This is a genomic window from Candidatus Thioglobus autotrophicus, from assembly GCF_001293165.1.
Taxonomy (GTDB): domain Bacteria; phylum Pseudomonadota; class Gammaproteobacteria; order PS1; family Pseudothioglobaceae; genus Thioglobus_A; species Thioglobus_A autotrophicus.
This window is the reverse complement of record NZ_CP010552.1, coordinates 108,606-131,509: the sequence shown is the minus strand read 5'-3', so window position 1 is coordinate 131,509 and position 22,904 is coordinate 108,606. Positions and strand designations below refer to the sequence as shown.

26 protein-coding genes and 2 tRNA genes are annotated in these 22,904 nt (G+C 38.4%); 16 read left to right on the top strand and 12 right to left on the bottom strand.

What is annotated here, in order from left to right:
• Positions 1-276 precede the first annotated feature (276 nt).
• Positions 277-522: a type II toxin-antitoxin system ParD family antitoxin gene (locus SP60_RS00700; protein ID WP_053950814.1), complete on the top strand. Its 246-nt coding sequence runs from the start codon at positions 277-279 to the stop codon at positions 520-522.
• A complete protein-coding gene (locus SP60_RS00695; RefSeq protein WP_053950813.1) occupies positions 515-802 on the top strand; it encodes a type II toxin-antitoxin system RelE/ParE family toxin in 288 nt (95 codons plus the stop codon). Before SP60_RS00700 ends, SP60_RS00695 begins: the two co-directional genes overlap by 8 nt.
• A gap of 279 nt (positions 803-1,081) precedes the next feature.
• Here SP60_RS00695 and SP60_RS00690 read toward each other — a convergent pair whose 3' ends face one another.
• A complete protein-coding gene (locus tag SP60_RS00690; protein ID WP_053950812.1) occupies positions 1,082-1,591 on the bottom strand; it encodes a GlcG/HbpS family heme-binding protein in 510 nt (169 codons plus the stop codon).
• Positions 1,592-1,778: 187 nt separating this feature from the next.
• On the opposite strand from SP60_RS00690, the gene SP60_RS08480 reads away from it, so the two are divergent.
• The 4 genes from SP60_RS08480 (at position 1,779) to SP60_RS00680 (ending at position 5,138) form a co-directional block, all read left to right on the top strand.
• Positions 1,779-1,910 carry a hypothetical protein gene (locus tag SP60_RS08480; protein WP_257720054.1) on the top strand — a complete coding sequence of 44 codons (132 nt, stop codon included), beginning with the start codon at positions 1,779-1,781 and terminating at the stop codon, positions 1,908-1,910.
• A gap of 109 nt (positions 1,911-2,019) precedes the next feature.
• Positions 2,020-2,250, top strand: a complete 231-nt coding sequence (locus tag SP60_RS00685) for a type II toxin-antitoxin system ParD family antitoxin (protein WP_053950811.1) — start codon at positions 2,020-2,022, stop codon at positions 2,248-2,250.
• Between the two features lie 13 nt (positions 2,251-2,263).
• Positions 2,264-2,551 (top strand): type II toxin-antitoxin system RelE/ParE family toxin, encoded by a 288-nt coding sequence (locus tag SP60_RS08205; RefSeq protein ID WP_082319672.1) that lies wholly within the window; start codon positions 2,264-2,266, stop codon positions 2,549-2,551.
• Positions 2,552-2,969: 418 nt separating this feature from the next.
• Positions 2,970-5,138 carry a YgiQ family radical SAM protein gene (locus SP60_RS00680; protein ID WP_053950810.1) on the top strand — a complete coding sequence of 723 codons (2,169 nt, stop codon included), beginning with the start codon at positions 2,970-2,972 and terminating at the stop codon, positions 5,136-5,138.
• Here the strand turns inward: SP60_RS00680 and SP60_RS00675 are convergent.
• The gene (locus SP60_RS00675; RefSeq protein ID WP_053950809.1) at positions 5,135-6,310 is read right to left on the bottom strand and encodes a pyridoxal phosphate-dependent aminotransferase; all 1,176 of its coding nucleotides are present in this window, start codon (positions 6,308-6,310) and stop codon (positions 5,135-5,137) included. The genes SP60_RS00680 and SP60_RS00675 overlap by 4 nt on opposite strands.
• 59 nt (positions 6,311-6,369) lie before the next feature.
• On the opposite strand from SP60_RS00675, the gene uvrB reads away from it, so the two are divergent.
• Together uvrB and queE are read left to right on the top strand one after the other, a co-directional pair.
• Entirely contained in the window at positions 6,370-8,364 is a 1,995-nt protein-coding gene (gene uvrB / locus SP60_RS00670; RefSeq protein ID WP_053952174.1) for an excinuclease ABC subunit UvrB, read from the top strand.
• Positions 8,361-8,999: a 7-carboxy-7-deazaguanine synthase QueE gene (gene queE / locus SP60_RS00665; protein ID WP_053950808.1), complete on the top strand. Its 639-nt coding sequence runs from the start codon at positions 8,361-8,363 to the stop codon at positions 8,997-8,999. Before uvrB ends, queE begins: the two co-directional genes overlap by 4 nt.
• A gap of 5 nt (positions 9,000-9,004) precedes the next feature.
• Here the strand turns inward: queE and SP60_RS00660 are convergent, their stop codons facing one another.
• The 5 genes from SP60_RS00660 to SP60_RS00640 form a co-directional block, all read right to left on the bottom strand.
• Positions 9,005-9,496, bottom strand: a complete 492-nt coding sequence (locus SP60_RS00660; RefSeq protein ID WP_053950807.1) for an Hsp20/alpha crystallin family protein — start codon at positions 9,494-9,496, stop codon at positions 9,005-9,007.
• Positions 9,497-9,574: 78 nt separating this feature from the next.
• Positions 9,575-11,125, bottom strand: a complete 1,551-nt coding sequence (locus SP60_RS00655; protein ID WP_053952173.1) for a SulP family inorganic anion transporter — start codon at positions 11,123-11,125, stop codon at positions 9,575-9,577.
• Between the two features lie 39 nt (positions 11,126-11,164).
• Positions 11,165-12,265 (bottom strand): chorismate synthase, encoded by a 1,101-nt coding sequence (gene aroC / locus SP60_RS00650; RefSeq protein ID WP_053950806.1) that lies wholly within the window; start codon positions 12,263-12,265, stop codon positions 11,165-11,167.
• A 50-nt stretch (positions 12,266-12,315) separates the two neighbouring features.
• Positions 12,316-12,570 (bottom strand): bacteriophage holin, encoded by a 255-nt coding sequence (locus SP60_RS00645; protein ID WP_053950805.1) that lies wholly within the window; start codon positions 12,568-12,570, stop codon positions 12,316-12,318.
• Between the two features lie 43 nt (positions 12,571-12,613).
• Complete coding sequence (locus tag SP60_RS00640; protein WP_053950804.1) at positions 12,614-13,804, bottom strand: YbfB/YjiJ family MFS transporter; 1,191 nt, start codon at positions 13,802-13,804, stop codon at positions 12,614-12,616.
• A 141-nt stretch (positions 13,805-13,945) separates the two neighbouring features.
• Between SP60_RS00640 and SP60_RS00635 the strand changes: the two genes are divergently transcribed.
• Positions 13,946-14,950 carry an aldo/keto reductase gene (locus SP60_RS00635; RefSeq protein ID WP_233487268.1) on the top strand — a complete coding sequence of 335 codons (1,005 nt, stop codon included), beginning with the start codon at positions 13,946-13,948 and terminating at the stop codon, positions 14,948-14,950.
• Positions 14,951-15,253: 303 nt separating this feature from the next.
• On the opposite strand, the gene SP60_RS00630 is transcribed toward SP60_RS00635, so the two are convergent.
• Positions 15,254-15,330 (bottom strand) — tRNA-Arg (locus SP60_RS00630).
• 34 nt (positions 15,331-15,364) lie between these two features.
• Positions 15,365-15,979 (bottom strand): DsbA family protein, encoded by a 615-nt coding sequence (locus tag SP60_RS00625; RefSeq protein WP_053950803.1) that lies wholly within the window; start codon positions 15,977-15,979, stop codon positions 15,365-15,367.
• A 64-nt stretch (positions 15,980-16,043) separates the two neighbouring features.
• Between SP60_RS00625 and SP60_RS00620 the strand changes: the two genes are divergently transcribed.
• The 4 genes from SP60_RS00620 (at position 16,044) to SP60_RS00605 (ending at position 17,719) form a co-directional block, all read left to right on the top strand.
• A complete protein-coding gene (locus SP60_RS00620; RefSeq protein WP_053950802.1) occupies positions 16,044-16,547 on the top strand; it encodes a glycine zipper 2TM domain-containing protein in 504 nt (167 codons plus the stop codon).
• 4 nt (positions 16,548-16,551) lie between these two features.
• The gene (locus tag SP60_RS00615) at positions 16,552-16,842 is read left to right on the top strand and encodes a tetratricopeptide repeat protein (protein ID WP_053950801.1); all 291 of its coding nucleotides are present in this window, start codon (positions 16,552-16,554) and stop codon (positions 16,840-16,842) included.
• A 12-nt stretch (positions 16,843-16,854) separates the two neighbouring features.
• Positions 16,855-17,550: an orotidine-5'-phosphate decarboxylase gene (gene pyrF, locus SP60_RS00610; protein ID WP_053950800.1), complete on the top strand. Its 696-nt coding sequence runs from the start codon at positions 16,855-16,857 to the stop codon at positions 17,548-17,550.
• A 92-nt stretch (positions 17,551-17,642) separates the two neighbouring features.
• Positions 17,643-17,719 (top strand) — tRNA-Val (locus SP60_RS00605).
• A 50-nt stretch (positions 17,720-17,769) separates the two neighbouring features.
• Here the strand turns inward: SP60_RS00605 and SP60_RS00600 are convergent.
• Complete coding sequence (locus SP60_RS00600) at positions 17,770-18,699, bottom strand: NADP-dependent oxidoreductase (protein ID WP_053950799.1); 930 nt, start codon at positions 18,697-18,699, stop codon at positions 17,770-17,772.
• Complete coding sequence (locus tag SP60_RS00595; protein ID WP_053950798.1) at positions 18,696-19,670, bottom strand: YhdH/YhfP family quinone oxidoreductase; 975 nt, start codon at positions 19,668-19,670, stop codon at positions 18,696-18,698. Before SP60_RS00595 ends, SP60_RS00600 begins: the two co-directional genes overlap by 4 nt.
• A 112-nt stretch (positions 19,671-19,782) precedes the next feature.
• Here SP60_RS00595 and SP60_RS00590 point away from each other — a divergent pair, with 112 nt between their 5' ends.
• On the top strand, positions 19,783-20,115 hold the full coding sequence (locus SP60_RS00590) for a winged helix-turn-helix transcriptional regulator (RefSeq protein ID WP_053950797.1): 333 nt from the start codon (positions 19,783-19,785) through the stop codon (positions 20,113-20,115).
• Between the two features lie 49 nt (positions 20,116-20,164).
• On the top strand, positions 20,165-21,208 hold the full coding sequence (locus SP60_RS00585) for a tetratricopeptide repeat protein (protein ID WP_053950796.1): 1,044 nt from the start codon (positions 20,165-20,167) through the stop codon (positions 21,206-21,208).
• Here the strand turns inward: SP60_RS00585 and SP60_RS00580 are convergent.
• Entirely contained in the window at positions 21,203-21,619 is a 417-nt protein-coding gene (locus SP60_RS00580) for a methyltransferase family protein (protein ID WP_053950795.1), read from the bottom strand. The genes SP60_RS00585 and SP60_RS00580 overlap by 6 nt on opposite strands.
• Before the next feature lie 55 nt (positions 21,620-21,674).
• Here SP60_RS00580 and ubiM point away from each other — a divergent pair, with 55 nt between their 5' ends.
• On the top strand, positions 21,675-22,901 hold the full coding sequence (gene ubiM / locus SP60_RS00575; RefSeq protein ID WP_053950794.1) for a 5-demethoxyubiquinol-8 5-hydroxylase UbiM: 1,227 nt from the start codon (positions 21,675-21,677) through the stop codon (positions 22,899-22,901).
• The last annotated feature ends 3 nt before the right edge of the window (positions 22,902-22,904 follow it).

The window sequence follows — 22,904 nt, the reverse complement described above, 5'->3', positions numbered from 1 at the left end:
CCAATTAATTGGAGAAATAACCAATAATAATTAAATTACTGAAAATCGCATAAATATCCATATCCTTGATTTTTTGGTTAAGTTTAACTCGTTCGAAATAAGAAATCTTAAATTATTGTCTTAATTTGTTGGGGTGTAGCGGTCCATTAATCTTGGACACAAAGATAATTAAGCCACTTTGGTTGCAAGACAATATTGCTAAAATATATATTTTTTATATAAACAACAATATATAAATGGTATGATATATTCATACTTTAGCTAAAGAGGTTTAAAATGTTAAGAAAAACAATCACAGTTACTGAGCAGCAGAACTCTTGGATTAAATCTCAAATAGAATCGGGCCAGTATGGTAACGATAGTGAATACATGCGAGATCTTGTGCGTAAAGATCAAGAATACAATCAAAAACTATCTGCATTGCAAGTGGCCCTTAAAGAAGGTGAGGATAGTGGAGAAAGTACATTATCAATGAATGACATTCTGATTAAGGTTAAAAAGAATCTTAATATAGATGGCTAGTTTATCTTCTAAAGCAATAGAGGATATTGAGGGGATAATTAACCACACCTTTAAAAGCTTTGGTTATGATGCTATGTTGGATTATCATCAATCTTTAGAAGGGTGCCTAGAAATACTATCTAAGAATTCCAATATTGGTTTAAATTATGACCATGTTGGCTTGGGTTATCGTTGTTTTTATCATCGATCTCATGCTATTTTTTACAAAAACAAAAGTAAGGGTGTTTTTGTCATTCGTATATTGCACAAAAGCATGGATGTTCAGAAACATTTTGATTAGGATTATTTGATAAATCTGTGTAATAAGATCAATAACAAAGGGTCGTAATATGGTGGCTAAATTAAGATAGATTGGTTAAAGCTGAATAAGGGTTAAAAGTCGCAACATAACCGCAACAAAGAACTACTTAAAACCCTCTATATCATTTTAAAGTGATAAAAGGTGGTTTAGTAGGGCGGTATAGGGTATTTTTAGATGTTCTAGGGAGGTCTGACAAACCTAGACACAAGAGATGACTACATAATCATAAACGCCAGTCTTTAGACTGTCTGACGTTGTTTAATCATCAATTGCAAATTCAATGCGTTCAGATAACTTACCTAAGGCTGTACGGGCACAAGCGGCGTCTTTGTCTCCGCCCGGAGCACCACTAACGCCAATGGCACCAATATTATAACCTCCGGCAGTGATCTTAATCCCACCCTCCATAACAATAAGGCCTTCAATGTGATTTAACTCTTGCTGTATGTCCGAGCGTGCATTTTTAAATACACCACTATCCGTCCACGCCATAACTGTCATATTAGCCTTACGCTGAGCAATTTCTAAAGTAAAGCGCGATGCTAGGTCATCTCGCAATGCTGCGCGCATTAAGCCAAAGCGATCAACCACCACGGCACTAACATGGTAACCGTCTTTACGACAGGCGTTAATGGTTTCATTGGCTATATCACGAGACAACTCCATGGCAATACTCTTATCAGTAACAACATCATTGGCATAGCTTGATACAGGCATTAATACAAACATCGAACTGACTACTATCTTCTTTATGATTGATTTTTTCATGGTGAACCATCCTATTGTGTTTGGAGCGTACTGGTATTTTTCATAAACCCCTTTAGAATTAATATATTAACAGAAACTTTGCTTGAATAGAAGTACTAATCTGAGCAGTGGTCCGTTAATTTGTAGTGGTCTGAAAAACTTGGACACAAAGATAGCCTTATAATACAAACTATAAGGAGGTCAGTAAATGACACAAGTAAAAACCAGGAAGCAAAGTGTAATGTTCACGGTTGAACAAAAGCTAGATTACGTTAAATTAATGATCAATGAAGGCTACACCAATAAACAAATCATTGAGATATCTGGTGCAGGTCTGTAATCCTCCCAAAAATTAACTCCTAACAAGAGTAGAGTTTTTTACAATAATAGCAATATTTGTCAATATCTGCTAATATATGTCATAAATATTAAGCAATATAGGGGTTGTTATGGCTACAATGAATGTTTCATTACCAAATGAAATGAAAACTTGGGTAGAGTTTCAAGCGCAAAACTCTGGTAGATATACAAATACCAGCGATTACGTTAGAGATTTAATCAGAAAAGATCAAGATACCAGTATCAAAATTCAGCAAATGCAGGCTATGGTAACTAAAGGTCTTGAGAGTGGTGTAGGGTCACGATCTATGGAAGAGTTAGCTAAAGTAGCTCTTAAATAAAAGTAGTATATAAATCAGTTATTCTCTAACTGCTGAGGCCGAAGAAGATATTATTTCAATTTTTATTGAAGGTGGCAAAGGATTCGGTGTTAACCAAGCGCAAGCATATCACTTATCTTTATCAAATACATTTGAACTACTAAGTCAAAATCCTGAGCTGGCTCAGCAAAGATTTGAGATTAACCCACCTGTAAGAATTTATCCTTTTCAATCCCATTTAATTGTCTATCTTGTTGATAGTAGTAATAATATATTAGTGGTTAGAGTTAGGCATCAAAAAGAAGGTTGGTTTGATGGCTGATTTAGAGTTTAAATATTAAATTTGTTTAAAAATAATCCAATAAATTTGACTAATTTTTTAAGGTTACAATATACAAAATGTTGACGATAAATTGACATCATTTTGATGAAAAGCACCAAAAAAAGTTGACGACAAGTTGACGACGACAAACCTTTAAAAACAGCTAAAAACACTCAAGTTGGTTGCTTAAATGTTGTAACAGAGGGTTTTTAGCCGTTTTTAAGTGTTTTTGCGTGGGCTGTTAATCCGTTTGTCGCTGGTTCGAACCCAGCTCGAGGAGCCAGTTAAATAAAGGCCTACATTGATTGTAGGCCTTTTTTTATGTCTGATTATAAAAAAAGATCGATAGTGCAAAATATCGTTTTTGCTAAAACGGCATTTATTAAACTATTGAGCGGTTACTGTATAATTCAACATCATGCAATTGCCGCCTAAGAATCTTTACTCTTACCCAAAATTTTGGCCCCATAAGAAGGACCTTGTTCCTGCGCCATTGTTGCCCATGTCTCGAAAAGAGATGGATAAATTGGGGTGGGATTCTTGCGATATTATTATTGTTACAGGCGATGCTTATGTAGATCATCCGAGTTTTGGTATGGCAATTATTGGCCGACTTTTGGAATCTCAAGGGTTTCGTGTAGGGATTATTTCTCAGCCAGATTGGCATTCTGCTGATGACTTTCGCAAGCTAGGAAAGCCTAATTTATTTTTTGCAGTTGCATCAGGCAATATGGATTCTATGGTTAATCATTACACGGCTGAGAAAAGGCCTCGTTCTGATGATGCCTACACCGCAGGTGCTGTAGCAGGAAAACGCCCTGATCGTGCGACTACTGTTTATACTCAGCGTGCTAAAGAGGCTTACAAGGGCATTCCTGTAATTATTGGCGGTATCGAGGCTAGTTTGAGGCGTATTGCACAATATGACCATTGGTCGCAAAATATTCGCCGCTCTATCTTGCCCGATTCTAAGGCTGATTTGTTGCTTTTTGGTAATGCTGAATGCGCTGTTGTTGAGGTTGCACACCGAATTGCAGTGGGTGAGGATATTAAGAAAATGACTGATATTCGTGGCACAGCGTTTATGCGTCAAGGGATTCCTGATGGTTGGACGGTATTAGATTCAAGTGAAATTGATGCTGAAAAAAGTCTAGATCATCCGCAAAAAGATCCTTATGCAGATACTTCTACTAAGGATGAGCAGGGTTGCGGTGATAAAAATAGCCAAACCAAGTCTAATAAAATTGACCCTAATCAGGGTGCACTGCAGGTGATTGATTTTGGTCAGCGTATCAAAGGCTTGAAGCGAGAAAATACAGTGATTCGTCTACCTTCTTTTGAGCAGGTGGCGAAAGATCGCTATTCGTATGCACATACATCCCGTGTTTTTCATTTGGAAACAAATCCGGGCAATGCAAGGGCATTGGTGCAACGTCATGGTGAGCGCGATGTTTGGCTTAATCCGCCGCCGATTCCTTTGTCAATGGAAGAGTTTGATAGTGTGTTTGAATTGCCTTATACGCGCAAACCACATTCTGCCTATGGCAAGCTGAAAATCCCGGCTTTTGATATGATTCGTTATTCAATTAATATTATGCGAGGTTGTTTTGGCGGCTGTACTTTCTGCTCCATTACCGAGCATGAAGGGCGTATTATTCAGAGTCGCTCTGAAGATTCAGTGATTCGTGAAATTGAAACTATTCGTGATACTGACGAGAATTTCAAAGGTAATATTTCTGATCTTGGTGGTCCAACGGCTAACATGTACCGTTTACAATGTAAAGATGAAAAAATCGAATCTGCGTGTCGCCGTCTGAGTTGTGTCTATCCGGGTATTTGCCCAAATTTGGGAACAGATCATGAGCCACTGACCAAACTATACAAACGTGCGCGCCAGCTAAAAGGTGTTAAACGCGTTTTTATTGCTTCAGGTCTACGCTATGATTTGGCGGTTCGTGATCCTGAGTATGTTAAAGAATTGGTAACTCATCACGTAGGCGGGCGCTTAAAAATTGCGCCTGAACATACTGAAGACAATACCTTGTCAAAAATGATGAAGCCTGGAATTGGTTCTTACCATCAATTTAAGACATTGTTTGAGCGCTACTCCAAACAAGCAGGGAAGGAGCAATACTTAATTCCTTACTTTATTTCATCACACCCTGGAACGAGTGACAAAGATATGTTGAATTTGGCACTTTGGCTGAAGCGTAACGATTTTAAGCCCGACCAAGTGCAAGCTTTTATCCCCACGCCGATGGCGATAGCTTCTGCCATGTACCATAGTGAACTCAACCCACTGAAGAAGATTACTCGATACTCAGAGGCAGTAAAAACGCCGCGTAGTGGGCAGCAGCGAAAATTACATAAAGCCTTTCTACGTTATCATGATCCTGAGAATTGGGATGTTTTACGACAAGCGCTAAAGCAAATGGGTCGTGGTGATTTGATCGGTAATAGAGACGAATGTTTAGTGCCTTATTCTAGAGTTGGCAGCACATCAAAATCAAAGCCTTCACGAAAAAGAAACAATGATTTTCATCATCGAATCTCTACAAAAAAGACCAGAAAGATTAAAAAGAATTAAACTTGAGCGAGCTTCTCAACAGCAAGCTTGATGTTGTCCATGCTAGTTGCAAATGAGAATCTTACGTAGCCAGGCGCACCAAATGCAGAGCCTGGTACCAAAGCAATATTTAGCTTTTCTAAACAGAAAGTGGAAAGCTCCACATCATCCTTAAGGCCAAGGCGTTTGATCAGACCTTCAACCCTTGGGAATGAGTAAAACGCACCTTGCGATCTAGGGCATTCAATACCATCAATGGCGTTAAGTGCATTAACAATAAATTCGTGTCTTTCTTCGAAGGCACTTACCATTGTACCAATAATGCCTTGATCGCCATTTAGCGCTTCTAGAGCCGCTGCTTGTGCAATAGAACAAGGGTTAGAGGTTGATTGTCCTTGAATCTTTTTCATGGCCTTAATGACAGTTTCTGGGCCTGCGCCATAGCCAATACGCCAACCCGTCATAGCGTAACCTTTGGAGACACCGTTAAGGATGATAGTGCGGTCTTTTAATTCGGGTTCAGCCATGACAATATTAATAAAATCGTCACTTCCCCAGCGAATATGTTCATAAATATCATCAGTGATAACAAGCACATGAGGATGACTTTTAAGGATGTTAGCCAGGGCTTGTAATTCTTCTTTGGTATAAACCGCACCAGTAGGGTTAGAAGGACTGTTAATAATAAATAGCTTGGTTTTATTATTAATATTTGCCTCTAATTGTTCAGGCGTGATTTTAAAATCTTGCTCTAGCCCTGTTTCTACTACCACTGGCGTGGCATCAGCTAAAATCACCATATCAGGATAGCTAACCCAATAAGGCGCTGGAATAATGACTTCATTGCCTTTATCGAGTATCGCTTGACATAAATTATAAAAAACCTGCTTACCACCTGATGACACCATAACCTCGGTAGCACTATAGTCTAGGTTGTTCTCACGTTTAAATTTATCAACAATGGCTTGTTTTAAAACAGGCGTACCATCAACTGCTGTGTATCTAGTTTGCCCATTTTTAATCGCATCAATACCTGCTTTCTGAATATTTAAAGGCGTATCAAAATCTGGCTCGCCGGAACCCATTGGCACAATTTGAATGCCTTGAGATTTTAATTCGTTGGCTTTTGCGGTGACCGCTAAGGTGGCTGAAGGTTTAACTTTTTGAACTCTTTTAGAAAGTAACTCTGACATAATTTTTGATAAAAAATAGATTAAAATTGAGTGTTAATGTTAATGAAAAAATACAAGTAGTGGGCAAAAAATTTCAACTAGAATCACAATTTTCTCCCAGTGGAGATCAGCCAAGTGCTATTCGGACTTTGGTGGACGGTATAAATGCAGGTGAGAAGTTTCAAACGCTTTTAGGTGTTACCGGTTCAGGCAAGACATTTACCCTGGCAAATGTGATTAAACAAACCAAGCGCCCAAGCTTGATTATGGCGCCTAATAAGACATTAGCCGCCCAACTGTACGCTGAGATGAAAGAATTTTTCCCGCATAATGCGGTGGAGTATTTTGTCTCGTATTATGATTATTACCAGCCTGAAGCCTACGTGCCAGCCTCTGACACCTTTATTGAAAAAGACTCTTCAATTAATGAGCAAATTGAGCAAATGCGCCTGTCTGCTACCAAATCTCTTTTAGAACGAGACGACGTTATTATTATTGCCAGTGTATCCGCTATTTATGGTTTGGGTGATCCTGAGAGTTATATGTCAATGCTGTTGCATTTGAGCGTTGGAGAGGTTTCTAACCAGAGAGAAATATTATCACGTTTATCGCAAATGCAATATACGCGTAACGATGTTACTTTGCTAAGAGGCTGCTTTCGAGTGAAAGGTGAAGTGATTGATATTTTTCCAGCAGACTCCGAAGAGCAAGCCTTACGTATTGAAATGTTTGACGAAGAGATTGAGCGACTATATTGGTTTGATCCATTAACGGGTGAGCGCCTTAAGTCCTTACAACGTATAACCATTTATCCACAAACGCATTATGTAACACCAAAATCCAAGATTTTAAATATGCTGGATGATGTTAAAGATGAGTTAAAGGTTCGAAGAAAAGAACTGCTTTCTTTAAATAAATTAGTAGAGGAGCAGCGTCTGACTCAGCGTGTGCATATGGATATCGAAATGATGCGTGAGCTGGGTTATTGCACGGGTATTGAAAATTATTCGCGTTATCTATCTTCACGCAAACCAGGCGATCCACCACCAACTTTGTTGGATTATTTGCCTGAAAACTCCTTAATTATTTTGGATGAGTCGCATGTGACTGTTGGCCAAATTGGTGGCATGTATAACGGCGATAGGGCGCGCAAAAAAACACTGGTAGAGTTTGGATTTCGCCTGCCTTCTGCGCTAGATAACCGCCCTTTAAAGTATGACGAGTTTGAACAGCGTATTCATCAATGTATTTTAGTCTCTGCAACGCCATCTCAATACGAGTTTGATGTTTCTAGTACGATTGCAGAGCAGGTAGTACGCCCAACTGGACTATTAGACCCTGAAATAGAAATTAGACCAGTGGGCACTCAGGTGGATGATTTACTCAGTGAAATTCACAAGCGTGTTAAGGTGGGTGATCGAGTATTGGTCACCACACTGACTAAAAAAATGTCTGAACAATTAAGTGAATACTTAAACGAACATGGGGTTAAGGTTCGTTACCTACATTCTGATATTGATACGGTTGAGCGCGTTGAAATTATTCGAGATTTACGTCTTGGTGTATTTGATGTCTTAGTGGGTATTAACTTACTCAGAGAAGGATTAGACATACCTGAGGTGTCTTTAGTGGCGATATTGGATGCAGACAAAGAAGGATTCTTGCGCTCTGAAAGATCGCTCATTCAGACCATGGGTAGGGCGGCTAGAAATGTTAACGGTAAGGCAATTTTATATGCTGATCGAATTACTAAATCGATGAAAAAAGCCATGGATGAAACGCAGAGAAGGCGTGAAAAACAAGAGCAGCATAACCAAGAAAACAACATTACCCCACGAGGTGTTGTTAAGCCTATTATTAATATTTTAGAAACAGATTTAACCAGTGAAGAAATAGCTGAAGATAATCATGAACAGCTAATAGTTCAACTATCCCCCGTGCAACTGGCTAAAGAAATTAAATTATTAGAAAAACAAATGTATAAGCTTGCCAGTGATTTAGAGTTTGAAAAGGCTGCAGATGTACGTAATCAAATAAAAAACTTAAAAGATTCTCAATTTAAAACCGCCTTATGAATACTAATTTAAACATTACTGAAATTTTCTATTCACTACAAGGTGAGGCTAGAGAAGTGGGCCTACCTAGTATCTTTATTCGCCTAACAGGTTGTCCACTGCGCTGTACTTATTGCGATACTGAGTATGCCTTTAAAGGCAACAATCTAATTAGTATCGATACAATTATGGCCGAAGTTGGCCAATACAACACTCAATATGTCTGTGTGACAGGTGGAGAGCCGTTGGCGCAAATTAATTGTTATGTTTTATTAGATACTTTGATTAAAAATAACTATAAAGTCTCATTAGAAACCAGTGGCAGTATTGACATTGAACAGATCAATCCAGGCGTTTCTATCGTGATGGATATTAAGACACCTTGTTCAAATGAAGTGGATAAAAACTTATACAGTAATGTTGCAAAACTTCAAGCAAAAGATCAGCTTAAATTTGTCATTGGATCGCGCCATGATTTTGATTGGAGTGTTGATATTCTAAATCAATACCCAACTCAAGCTGGTGTTTTATTCTCCCCTGTGTTTGATCAAATAACACCAACTCAATTAGCCGATTGGATTCTTGAAGCTCAGCTTAATGTGCGTATGCAAGTACAAATGCATAAGTTGCTTTGGGGTGACGAAAAAGGTAAATAAACGATCTACTGAATAGTAATTTTGTTTACCAAGGGTTTAGCTTTTTCTAGTTTTGGAATAGAGACAGTTAAAAGTCCACTTTTAAATTCAGCGTTAATATTATCTGTATCTGCATCATTTGGCAATGAATAAGATTGCGAGAATTTACTCGATGAAGTGCGAGAACTGTTAGCTGTTTTCTCAGATATTTGCACACGTCCACTGATATAAATCATGTTATTTCTAGTGGTGATATCTAAATTTTCTTTAGCCAATCCTTTCACTTTTATTTCAATCATGTAGTGATTAGATTGATCATCAAAATATCGCTTAGTTTGCGTAGTAATCGCATTTTGATTTTGAACAGTACGTATTCCGTTGTCAAATTGCTGAAACTGTCTATTGAAATTTGACCAAAAATTGTCATTAAGGCCATGACTAGGCGAATAATTATGAAATGACTGATGAGCCATGACACTGCTTGATATAAGCATCGCTATTAGTAGAGTTTTTTTCATATCTATATTTCCTTAAATAATAAATAAATTCATAGAAGGTCAATATAAATCAAAAAAATGCATTAGTCAATAGTTTGATTAAGCTAGCTTGTCGTCAGCCACATGATATTTTGGATCTTCTAGAATATTCACTTCAACAAGATGCTTAGCCGTTTTTAGGAGTAATCGGCATTCAGCGCTTAAATGTTGCAAATGTAAGGTTTTCCCTACTCGTTTGTAGCGTTCAGCCAATTTATCAATCGCTTGAATAGCAGAGTGATCTAATGCTCTAGCATCTCCAAAATCAACATATACATCATCTGTATCTGATTTAGGATCAAATAATTCTTGGAAATGCTCTTTTGAGGCAAAGAATAAAGTGCCTGTAATTTTGTAGACATTATCACCTTGATCATTTTGTTCTTTCTTGATGTAAATCTTACTGGCTGATTCCCAAGCAAAAGATAGGGCAGATAGAATAACACCAACAACCACTGCTAAAGCTAAGTCACTGGTCCATAGGGTGATTACTGCTACTGATATTCCAGCAATGATATCTAGCACTGGAATCTTGCCAAACAACTTCAGCGTACACCATTGGAATGTTCCAATAACCACCATCATCATTACGCCAATCAATACAGCAATAGGAATCATTTCAACGTATTCAGATAAATAAACAATAAATACTAACAATGCTAGCGAAGCAACAATGCCTGATAGACGACCGCGACCGCCTGATTTGACATTAATAATACTTTGACCCACCATAGCACAACCACCCATACCACCAAAAAGGCCAGTTGTTGAGTTGGCAAGACCTTGGCCAATACTTTCACGATTTGGCTGTCCTGTGGTTTCTGTTAGGTCGTCAACAAGATTTAAAGTTAACAGGCTTTCAATTAAGCCAACTGCTGCTATTGTTATTGCAAATGGCAATATTACCTGTAGCATTTCTAAATCAAATGGCACGTCAGGGATGTGGAATGGAGGAAGGCCACCTTTAATAGAAGCTATGTCACCAACAGTGCGTGTTTCGATACCAAGTGCAATTACTACGATAGTTCCTGCAATAACAGCAACTAAGATTGCAGGCACAGTCTTGGTAATTTTTGGCAAGAAATGAATGACTGCCATGGTTATTGCAGCAATAGCCAGCATAATCATTAGTGGCTCACCAGTAATCCATGTTCCGTCTTCTAGTTCAAACTGCTTGATCTGTCCAGCAAAGATAACCAAAGCAATACCATTTACAAAACCTAAGAATACGGGATGAGGTACTAGACGGATGAACTTACCCAGTTTGAGTACACCAAATAATATTTGGAAGATACCGGCCAAAATTACTGCGGCGAATAAGTATTCTGTGGCTTGTTCTAGTGTACCACCTTGCTCAAGGATCATGGCAATTAGAGGGGCGACCACTACAGCTACCGCACCAGTTGCACCAGAAATCATACCTGGGCGACCACCTGCGATTGAAGTTACTAAGCCAATAGTGAATGCGGCGTACAAGCCAACCAGCGGATTAACACCTGCAATAATGGCAAAAGCCACCGCTTCAGGTACTAGTGCTAAAGCAACGGTTAGGCCCGATAAAATATCGTTTTTAGGATTTGTAGAGGCGTATTTATTAATCAATGAAAACAGCATGTTTTTCCTTGTTGGTGAATTTAAAGTAAAAATTAATTATGTACTAGAACCTGGTACAACAGGCGTTGAAGACTTGACGTTAGTATTTTGTGCACGATGGCGCATCACATGATCCATAATCACCATTGCTAGCATAGCCTCGGCAATTGGTGTTGCGCGAATGCCAACACAAGGATCATGACGACCTTTGGTGACAACCTCAATTGGACTGCCGTCTTTATCAATACTTTCAATTGGCAGGCGCAAGCTAGAAGTGGGCTTGAGTGCCATTGATACTAATAGATCTTGGCCAGAAGTAATACCGCCCAATGTGCCACCAGCATGATTGGATTTAAATCCGTCTATGGTAATCGCATCACGGTGCTCTGTGCCTTTTTGAATAACTGATTCAAAACCAGCGCCAATTTCCACACCTTTAACGGCGTTGATACTCATCATTGCATGGGCTACATCAGCCTCAATACGATCAAAGATTGGCTCACCAAGCCCTACAGGCATATTGGTGGCAACCACATTTACACGAGCACCAATTGAATCACCAGATTTTCTCAGGGCATCCATGTACTCTTCCAGCTCTGTAACTTTACTAGCATCAGGGCAAAAAAATGGATTGTTGTGTACTTCAGACCAATCTAGTGTTTCAGCTTCAATAGGTCCGAGTTGTTTTAAATAGCCTTTAATTTCAATGCCTAAATTTTCTTTTAAGTATTTTTTGGCGATACCGCCACAAGCAACACGCATTGCAGTTTCTCGAGCAGAAGATCTGCCACCACCACGATAATCCCTAAAGCCATACTTCTGGTCGTAGGTGTAATCAGCGTGACCTGGGCGAAATGTATTGGCTATATTGCCATAATCTTTAGAGCGTTGATCAGTGTTTTGAATGATCAACGCGATAGAGGTGCCTGTAGTTTTACCTTCGAAGGTGCCTGATAAAATCTTGACTAAATCTTCTTCACGACGCTGTGTTGTGTGGCGTGAAGTGCCTGGCTTTCTTAGATCTAAATCGCCTTGTAAATCAGCTTCGCAAAGATCCATTCCAGGAGGGCAGCCATCAACAATACCAACTAAAGACTCGCCGTGAGATTCACCCGCTGTGGTGATTGTAAATAATTTTCCAAAAGAATTGCCAGACATACTGCTAACCTAAGTATTTAATATGAAATTAATTATACCTAGGTGCTTGGTTATTTCACTAGTTTGTTATATAGCCATGCCAAAACTAAGCCACCAATAGCAGCATCAACAAATGCCCACACCATGCCAATTAAGATTCCTGTCAAGCTGAGTGAATAGCCTAGATAAATGCTTGAAAAAAAGCTGGTTATATGATGTAAATAGCTATCAGAATATAGAGCCACAATCGAGATGGACAATATTGCTAATGACCATAGAATTCCTAAAGAGAGTGCCAAGGCCTTGGCGTCGAGTTTCTGATGCATAATTTAGTTTTGTGGTTAGTTAAATGTATTGTACGACTAAAAACTACAGTGTATTAGGTTTAATGCCAACTATTTTGGTTATCAAAAGCATGAGTACACCACTGAATACAAGGGCGGCCGTCACGTACAGCGCATGATTATAATTACCCGATTGCTCAGTTAGTGTTACAGCGTATAAAGGTGCGCTTACTTGCCCAATACCATAGGCAACGGTGAGAGCACCCATTAGCATAACTGGATTTTCACCAGCAATCTTGCCGCCTAAATGCATAAAAAGTGCCACTAGCCCCACAAACGTGCCACCATACAAAATACCAGATAATAGATTTAAATAAAGATTGTGACTTAAAGTTGGGATCAAAATACCAACTATTTGAATGCTCATGGCAATGATAATAATATTAACACTGCCATGTTGATGCGCTAGACGCATCCAAATAATTGAAGAAGGGATTCCAGCCAGGCCCACCAATAACCAAGTTGAACCAGCAAAAGACTCTAGCCCTGGCAGTGATTGAATAATGGTTGGTAAAAAAGTGCCTTGAACCACCATCCCTACACCTTCGGTAAAATAAGCCAAAATTAAGATGATTACAAAACTAGAAAACAATTTTTTGTTCAAGGTGTGGGTGGTTGTGTTTGTCCTAATTTTTTGATGGCTGGATAAAATATACCAAGGATAAGGCAAGACTAGTGCGGCGCTAAGTGCTAGCATTAGCCAAGAGGCTTGCCAAGTATCAATGGTTAAAACTAATCTGGCAATAATATCTGACACCGCTAACGCAATAGCAATGCCAGAAAAATAAATCCCCATCGCTTTAGTTTTATCTTCAAAGTTAAGCTTCACCATAACAATCGCCGCACCAACTACCAAGGCCATAGCGCCACCAAAGCCTGCAATGATTCTACTAACTATTAGCCACATATCTTGAGTAGCAACACCCATCATGGCGGTGGAAACAACACATAAGACCAGTCCTAGCCTAAAGTATTTAACCTTCGTATCGATGTCTTTGATAAAAACTGCAAATAGGGCACCCAGTAAATAACCAACGTAATTAGTGGAAGCCAAAACACCAGAAAAAGTAAGTGACAGAGTTTTGTCATCGAGCATAGAAGGGAGTAGCGATGTGTAAGCAAATCTGGCAACACCTACACCAATAAAAAGACCTATAATGCCTGCTAACAAGATATTGAAGTTGTTATTTTTATCAAGTAAATTGATGTTGTTCACAGGGTCTTTGACTATTTAAATTCAAATGTCAGTATACATTCAACCGTGCAGTTTGAATCTCGCTTATCATGTTAATATATTGCACTTTATAAACATATTCAGATGATGGTCAAATATACTCAGCTTGGAAGTAGCGATTTAATGGTGTCTAATATTTGCATGGGCACCATGACTTTCGGTCAGCAAAACTCACAACAAGAAGCACACCAACAGCTTGACTACGCAATGGATCAAGGGGTAAACTTTATTGATACAGCTGAAATGTACCCAGTTCCCCCACGTGAAAATACAGCTTACTCCACTGAAACCATTGTTGGTAATTGGGTAAAAAATAAGCCACGTGATAAAATTATTTTAGCCACTAAAGCTGCTGGAAGTTCGCGAGGAATGCCTTGGGTTCGTGATGGTGAACATGCATTTAATAGTACAAACTTAAACAATGCCGTGGAAGGATCTTTAAAACGCTTACAGACTGATTATATTGATCTGTATCAGCTGCATTGGCCAGAGCGTAACACACCTATGTTTGGTCAATATTTATTTGATCCAACGCATGAGCGAGAATTTACAGCTTTTGTTGAGACGCTAGAAGCATTATCTGGACTAGTCAAAGAAGGTAAGATTCGACATATTGGCTTGTCTAATGAGTGGCCTTGGGGTTTAATGCAGTTTTTAAACGCCTCTGAACGAGAAGGTTTACCACGCGTGGTGAGCATGCAAAATGCTTATAATTTAATTAATCGCACTTACGACTCATCTCTGCGAGAAATGGGCTATCGTGAAAACGTACCACTTTTAGCATATTCTCCTATGGCATTTGGCCATCTCAGTGCCAAATACATTAACGATCCAAAAGCTCAGGGGCGAGTAAATGATTTTGACGGCTTTGCACAGCGATATGAAAAACCAAGTGTCGGGCCAGCTATTAAAGCTTATTCTGATTTAGCTGAAGAACTAAGCACTACGCCAGCCACATTGGCACTGGCATTTACTTATTCACGTTGGTTTTGCGCCAGCACTATTATTGGCGCTACCAATATGGATCAGCTTAAAGAAAACATTAACGCTGTCAATTTTGAATGGAGTGAAGAGATTGAGCAAGCCATTGAAGCCGTTCATTTAAAGTTTTTTAATCCCGCGCCCTGAATGAAGCGAGGAAGTACTCTTGGGGTGCACCTTAGTAAAGCAATAAAAACTCAGTGTAAATTCACTTTTTTATTGATAAAACCTTAAAAAAACACTCATTGTTAAAATTTGCCAAATTTTTAATTATCCGTTTGGATTGTCTTTGTGTTAGGGTGTTATTTGGGTAAAAAAGGTGTTTTTGGTGATTTTTCAAGGTGAAAAGGTCTTTTTTTCCACTCTAAAGCTTGATTTTTTGTTGTTTTTTAAGTTATTTTTGCTGATTTTTACTCATTCGCATTATTTGCGAATTTTTTTATCAATTTATGGTGCCCTCGAGCCGATTCGAACGGCTGACCTGCCGCTTAGGAGGCGGCTGCTCTATCCAGCTGAGCTACGAAGGCAAGGTTGCTATTATCAGCGTTTTGGGCTAATTATTCAAGCTAAGATTTGGTTAATAATTAGTTTGGCATTATTGTAATCAATAGTGATTGGTTTATCTCCCTGATTGCTACTGAGTAATAGCGATGGAAAGCTGGTTATCCTTAGAGATTTTGCAAGTGTGATGTCATCTAATAACTGTTGGTGTGTTACTGTCGAATTTAAATCTTGGGTAAATTGTTCAATATTTAAATTTAAAGAGTGTGCAAGTTCAATGAGTGTCAAATCTTTAGATGGGTTTTTTGCTTGTAAGTAGTAGGCATTCTGAATGGCATTAAGCATGCTGAGCTCATATTCTAAACCTTGATTCTTTGCAGCTATAACTGCTCTGCAAGCAGGGTAGGTTGATCTCATAGGTGAGCAATGTTTCCAAAAATCAAAATTAAATTGTGTACCTGGGATAGATTGTTGAATTTTTAGCCAATTTGCTTGAATATATTGACGCATTTCATCAGACATAATTTCTTTACTATCGGGTGCCAAACCACCTAATATATATTTAATAGTTATAGATTTTGGCAGTGATCGTTTAACCTGAAGCCAGGTTTTTTCAAAACCCCAACACCAAGAACACATTGGATCATATACGTAATATAATGTCTGAGAATTCATAGATAAATATCATCAAAAAGCGTAGAATATATATTACTATAAAACTACTAAATGGAGTTGTTAGATGAAGATAAATACAATAATGTTAATTCCTTTGTTGGTTGCCGTACAAACGGTAAATGCAGGTAATTATTCAGATGTGGCAAAAATTACCTCTGTGGATAAAATATACAAAACACACACGATTCGAGAGCCATATCAAGACTGCTATATTAAGGAGTTTTATCAAGGAGACGGTGACGGCTCTGCAACGAACGAAATTGTAGGTGGATTATTTGGTGGCTTGATTGGCAATCAATTTGGCGGTGGAAGTGGCAAAGATGCGATGACAGCTGCAGGTGCATTACTTGGTGCTTCGCTAGCACATGATGATGAATTGGCCAAATCAAAGACCGGTAGAGTGGTTAGTAAAGAAGTTTGTGAAACAAAATATCGCAGTGAATCAGTTAAGCGTTTAAGCCATTATCGTGTTGAATATGAATATGATAATCGTACATTTACTTACACGACTAAAAATAAACCATATGGTGACACGGTTAAAGTAAATATTGATATTTCTCCACGATAATTAAATGGCAGTAGAAAAAACCTTTGAGCAGGCTAAGCAACTTGCCGAACAGGGTGATGCACAGTCTCAATATGAATTAGCACTGGCTTATGATTTAGGCTTGGGTGTTGATAAGGATTTATCTAAGGCATTTGAGTGGTACCAAAAATCGGCCAACCAGGAATATGCAAAAGCACAGTATAATTTGGGCATTTTTTATGCCTTAGCGAAGTCGGTCGATAAGGATATTGAACAATCAAAACTCTGGATTAGAAAAGCCAATGAAAATGGCTATTCTGGTGGCAGTATTTTTTAAATAGGAACCACCATGAAAGATATTAAACTTGAAGATAGACTTATCTTTGCATTAGATGTGCCAGAAGTTAATCAGGCTAAAGATTTGGTTAATCAACTAGATGACAGTGTTAATTTTTATAAAATTGGCATGGAAATGCTAATGACAGGTCAGTATTTTCAATTAATGGATTGGTTGATCGCAAAAGATAAGAAAGTCTTTGTTGATCTTAAGTTTTTTGATGTACCGGAAACAGTGGGCAGAACGATTGCTCGCCTTAGTCAAACGGGTGCTACTTTTGCCACTATTCATGGTAACCAAGGGTTGATGGAAAAAGCAGCTGAAAATAAAGGTGACCTTAAAATTTTGGCAGTAACAGCACTAACAAGTTTAGACCGTGGTGATCTTGACGATTTAGGCTTTAAATGTGATGTGAAAGATTTGGTTATTTCTCGTGCCAAGCGTGCTTTTGAAGCAGGCTGTGACGGTGTAGTTTCTTCCGGTCTTGAAGTGCCATTTTTAAGACAATATGTTGACAACAAGCTAATTGCTGTTACGCCAGGTATTCGTCCAGTTGACAACGATGACGATCAAAAACGTGTGGTTGATGTGGCTACAGCTTTCAAATCAGGCTCTGATTATATTGTTGTAGGTCGTCCTATTAAAAATGCTGATAACCCATATGAGGCTGCTAGCAATATTCAGGAAACGATTAAAACCTGTTTTTAGTGATTTGAATACCTCTTTGTGAGGTGTTTTTCCCTTTTTAAGGGGGTATAATTTCCAATTCGTTATCGACACCTGTTGATAGCAATCTTTATAGTCGCGTAACTCAGTTGGTTAGAGTGCCAGCATGACATGCTGGAAGTCGTCAGTTCAAATCTGACCGTGACTACCATCTTAAAATATTTTTTATTAAATGTAAATATCTAATAATTCTGCACTAGATTAGCTTACTTTAATAATTATTTTTCCCCTTGTTCGTCCTGTCTGACTCTGCAAATGCGCATCGGCAATTTGCTCTAATGAAAAGCGATGTTCAATAAATGGTAGGAGTTGATCTTTTTCAACTAACTTATTTAATTCGCGTAATATTCGACTACTAGACTCTATAAAAACAAATGCAGCTTTAGCGTTATGTTGTTTTGCTAGCTCTTCGCTTGGCTGGTCGACAATAGAAACCAACATTCCACCCGCTTTTAAAAGTGCCCAAGAGTTGCTTTGCACTTCTCCACCAATTGTATCGATAACTAAATCAACAGGCTCTATCTGTTCGAGTAATGATCCTTTAGTATAATCAACGGCTTGGTCGGCACCAAATTGAGTGAGTAACTCTTGATTGGCTGTTGAAGCCGTGGCAATAACAGTTGCACCTTTTGCTTTTGCTATTTGTATAGCTAAATGTCCGACGCCACCGGCGCCCGCATGAATTAATACACGTTGTCCTGCTTGCAGCTGACCCACATCGACTAAACATTGCCAAGCCGTGATCCCCGCTAAGGGTAAAGCTGCTGCCTGTTCAAAACTTAATTTGGGCGATTTGAAGGCAACTTCATCGGCCTTTACTGCAATATAATCAGCATATGCACCATCACGACTAATATCGGGACGACTAAAAACTTCATCACCAACTTTAAAATCAGTGACTTCAGATCCTACTTCACTGACCACACCAGACACATCGAAACCTAATGTTACGGGCATTTGATATGGAATAAAATCCTTTAAATATCCTTCTCTTATTTTCCAATCAACTGGATTAATTGAAGACGATTTAACTTTAATTAAGATATCGTCCGTATTAATCTTAGGCGTATCAATTTGATTCAGTTGTAGCGTTTCTGTGCCACCGTACTGGTGAATTCTAATTGCTCTCATAATTTGACCAAATATCTTCCAACTGCTTTTGCTGCTAATATTTCTTTATAAGCTTGTTGAATTTCATTGAGGGATATTTCATTCACTAATTTTTCTAAGGTATTAATTTTAAAGTCACTGGCAATTTTCTCCCAGGCTTGGGTTTTCTTAGCTAACGAAGCCTCAACTGAGTCGATTCCAATTAGCCTTACACCTCTTAAGATAAAAGGGAATACATTGGTGTTAAATACAGGCGAAGCAGTTAGTCCACAACAGGTGGCAACGCCATCATACTTAATTTGCTTTAGAGCTTCAGCCAGTATGTTTCCACCAACCGTGTCTATCACGCCTGAGAACCTTTCCCTGCCCATTGGCCTTTTGTTTTCAATATCAAAATCTTTTCTTAAAATAATTTCTTTGGCACCAATGCTTTTTAGATAATCGATTTGATCTTCTTTTCCAGAAAGTGCGATAACATCAAACCCAAGTTTGGACAGAATGGCAACAGATATACTGCCAACACCGCCAGTAGCGCCTGTGACGAGTATTTCACCACTTGTAATTCCATTGTTTAATAGTTCATTAACACTTAAGGCCGCCGTCAACCCAGCCGTTCCATAAATCATCAGCTCTCTTAAAGAAATGTTATCTGGCTTTTTGATTACCCAGGTATCTGGGGCTTTTATAAATTCACTATGGCCACCATTAGTGTTCATGCCCAAATCATAGCCAGTTATCAAAACTTCATCACCCACTGCAAATAGATTTGATTTAGATTCAGCCACAATACCACTGACATCAATACCCGTTATATGTGGAAAAACTATGGTGACGCCAGGATTTCCAGTAGAGCTTAAAGCGTCTTTATAATTTAATGAGGAGTAAGAGGTTTTGATTAAAACCTCGTGTTCGCTCAGAATAGGTTTTTCAACTTCTTTGACACCGGTTGTAAATTCTTTGTCTTTAATCTTTTCAACTACAAAAGCTTTCATTAGTTTATTACCTTTTTATTAATATATTTGAATATTGTAACTTAAGTGGTTTATCATTGGAAGAACCTACTTTTTTGTAAGGTACTATCCTTTTGGAAACCAATAAGAAAAAATGAATAATAAAAGTAATGCAAAGCTTGAAAAATGCCCGGTTGAAACATCTATTGATATTTTAGCGGGAAAGTGGAAGATATTAATCTTGTGGTATCTACTATCAGAGACGAAAAGATTTAACGAATTGCAAAAACTAATGCCGAGAATTACACAAAAAATGCTAATTCAAAAGCTTAGAGAGCTTGAGCGAGATGAGATAGTGCATAGAGAGGTTTATCCAGTTGTCCCCCCAAAAGTTGAGTATTCGCTAACACTTTATGGAAAAAGCTTGAAACCGATATTAAAAGCACTTTATCTTTGGGGCGATATACATAAAAATAAAGCCACTTAATGATTGGGTTGTTATCATTCGTATTAACTTATCGTATACAATTTAATTTATGAAAGTATTATCTTTATTTTTCTTGCTGTTTAGTGGCGCCTTGTTTGCCGAATCTGATCTTTATGATCGAGCTAAGGCATACTATTATGGCGACGGTGTTGAGCAAAATTATAGTAAAGCTTTTAAGGCTTTTTCACACGCAGATAAAGCGGGCGATTTGGCAGCAAAAACAGCCTTAGGCCTTATGTATATTGAAGGCAAGGGTACTGAGCAAAATGACAAAAAAGGTATTAATTTGTTAAAAGAGTCTGCCGCTCGAAGCCATACTCAAGCCCAGTATTATTTAGGCAGCATGTACTATCTAGGTATCGGAGTTGATCGTAATTCAGAGATTGCCCATCAATGGATTAAAAAAGCGGCTAATCAAGGCAATGTAGATGCACAACACAACTTGTCACAAATGTATGCCAAGGGCGATGGGGTTAAACAAAACCCCTTGTTAGCGAATAAATGGCGTATTGAGGCGGCCCAATCTGGCCATCGTGATGAGCAGTATCATCTGGGCGCGGCTTATGTTGATGATAAAGATTATCAGCAAGCTTATCAGTGGATATTAAGGTCAGCGAATCAAGAGCATGCTCTTGCCCAACAGCAATTAGCTGAGTTTTTTGAGCGTGGCAATGGAGTAAAAAAAGACGTCAAAAAAGCATTGTACTGGTATCAAAAATCTTTTGATAATGGCAATACAGAGCTGGCTTATGTTTTGGCTAATTATTACGACGCATCGACACACAGGCCAGCTAATTATAAAAGGTCACATAAGCTGTATCAACAGTCAATTAAGCAGGGGAATTTGCCGGCCTATTTAGACATTGCTAGGCATTATGAATTGGGCCAAGGTGTTAATAGGGATTTAACCAAAACTTATAATTTCTCCATTGCAGCAGCTAGAAAAGGCCATCGACCAGCATGGCGAAAAGTAGCTAATTTGTACTTACAAGGTAGAGGGGTTCAGCCATCGATTAAAAAAGCTAGATATTGGCTTAAAAAATTGTCAAATTCTGGAGATGTGCAAGCTACTCAACAACTAAAAGAATTATAAAAATGGGATAAATCTCCCAGTTTTTTGTTGATACGCTGGGTAATTTTCAAAGCGCTCTATAAGGAGTTTTTCTTCAAATCTGGATTTTAAGATTAGATCGATGAGTAGGATCAGCATAACAACTTGTGAGATATAGTGAACATTGCTTAACATCAGTGCCAAGCACAGCAGCAACACACTGGTATACATAGGGTGTCTAATAAACTGATAAATACCATTTGTTCTAAGCTGGTGTGATTTTTTGAGCGTGGGCATTATATTCAAATTGCTCACTTTCATATTGACAACCGCAGTTAATCCAATGATCAAAGCGACAAGTAGTAGGATTAGCGCTGTAAAGTCAAAGTGTTCGTACTGAGTATTAAGGATTAAATAAATAATGCAGCTAAATTGGATAACAACATAAATCATAAGAAGTCTTGGTAGTTATAATAGGGTTATTATCTCAAATTTTGTGAAATAAAATATGCAAACTCCGTACGATATTGTTGTTATTGGTGCCGGCCCAGCAGGGCTTAGCTTTGCATCTTCTATGTTGGATGCAAATGTTAGAGTGTTGCTACTAGAAAGGGCAGATTTGGCAGAGATATCCCACCCAAAAGCAGATGGTAGAGAAATTGCACTGACACATCTTTCGCTCAAAATCTTGAAAAAACTAGGTGTTTGGGATTTGGTTGATCAAACAGAGGTTTCCCCATTAAAAGAGGCCAAGGTATTTGATGGCGACTCACCTTCATTATTAAATTTCAAAAGCGATAATGCCGCCATTGAAGCGTTGGGGTATTTGGTGCCGAATTATCAAATTAGACAAGCTTTGTATCACAAAGTTAGTAAAGCTGAAAACATCACCATACAAGCCAACACATTGGTTGAAGATGTGATTCAGCTTGAAAATAGCGCAGAAGTTGTTTTGGCAAGTGGTGAGCATATTGAAACAAAATTAGTGGTTGCAGCAGATAGTCGTTTTTCTAGTATTCGTCGCAAGGTGGGTATTCCCACTCTGATGAAAGATTTTTCTAAAGTGATGATTGTGACCAAAATGATGCATGAAAAATCACATGAAAATATCGCATTAGAATGCTTTGATTATGGCAAAACTTTGGCTTTATTGCCCATGATTGGTAATGCCTCATCTATTGTTTTGACTGTTAAGACTAACGAGTCTCAAGCGCTATTAGACATGAATGAAAAAGAATTTAATCAATTTGTGACAGATGCATTTAAAGCAGAATTGGGAGTGATGACTCAATCGGGTGAAAGGCATTCATATCCATTAGTGGCAACCCATGCGCAAACATTTTTTGCCAAACGCTTTGCGCTTATTGGTGATGCTGCTGTTGGCATGCACCCCGTTACCGCTCATGGGTTTAATTTAGGCTTAAGAGGGCAGGACATCTTGGCTAATTTAATTAAAGAGGCGTTAGTACATGGGCAAGATATTGGCTCCAATGCATTATTAAAATTATATGAAAAGAAGCATATTAATTTAACCAGGCTAATGTTTTTTGGTACTAATGGCATTGTGGCACTGTTTACCAATGATGCACCTATGATTAAGCAAGTGAGAAGGATGGTACTAAAGTTTGCTGAAAACTTCCCACCGATTAAATATTTAATTGCTAATCATTTAACGGAAGCCAAGAGTAATAATTTTGCACCTTTTGATAAAATATTAAAAAAACTACCTTTCTAATGA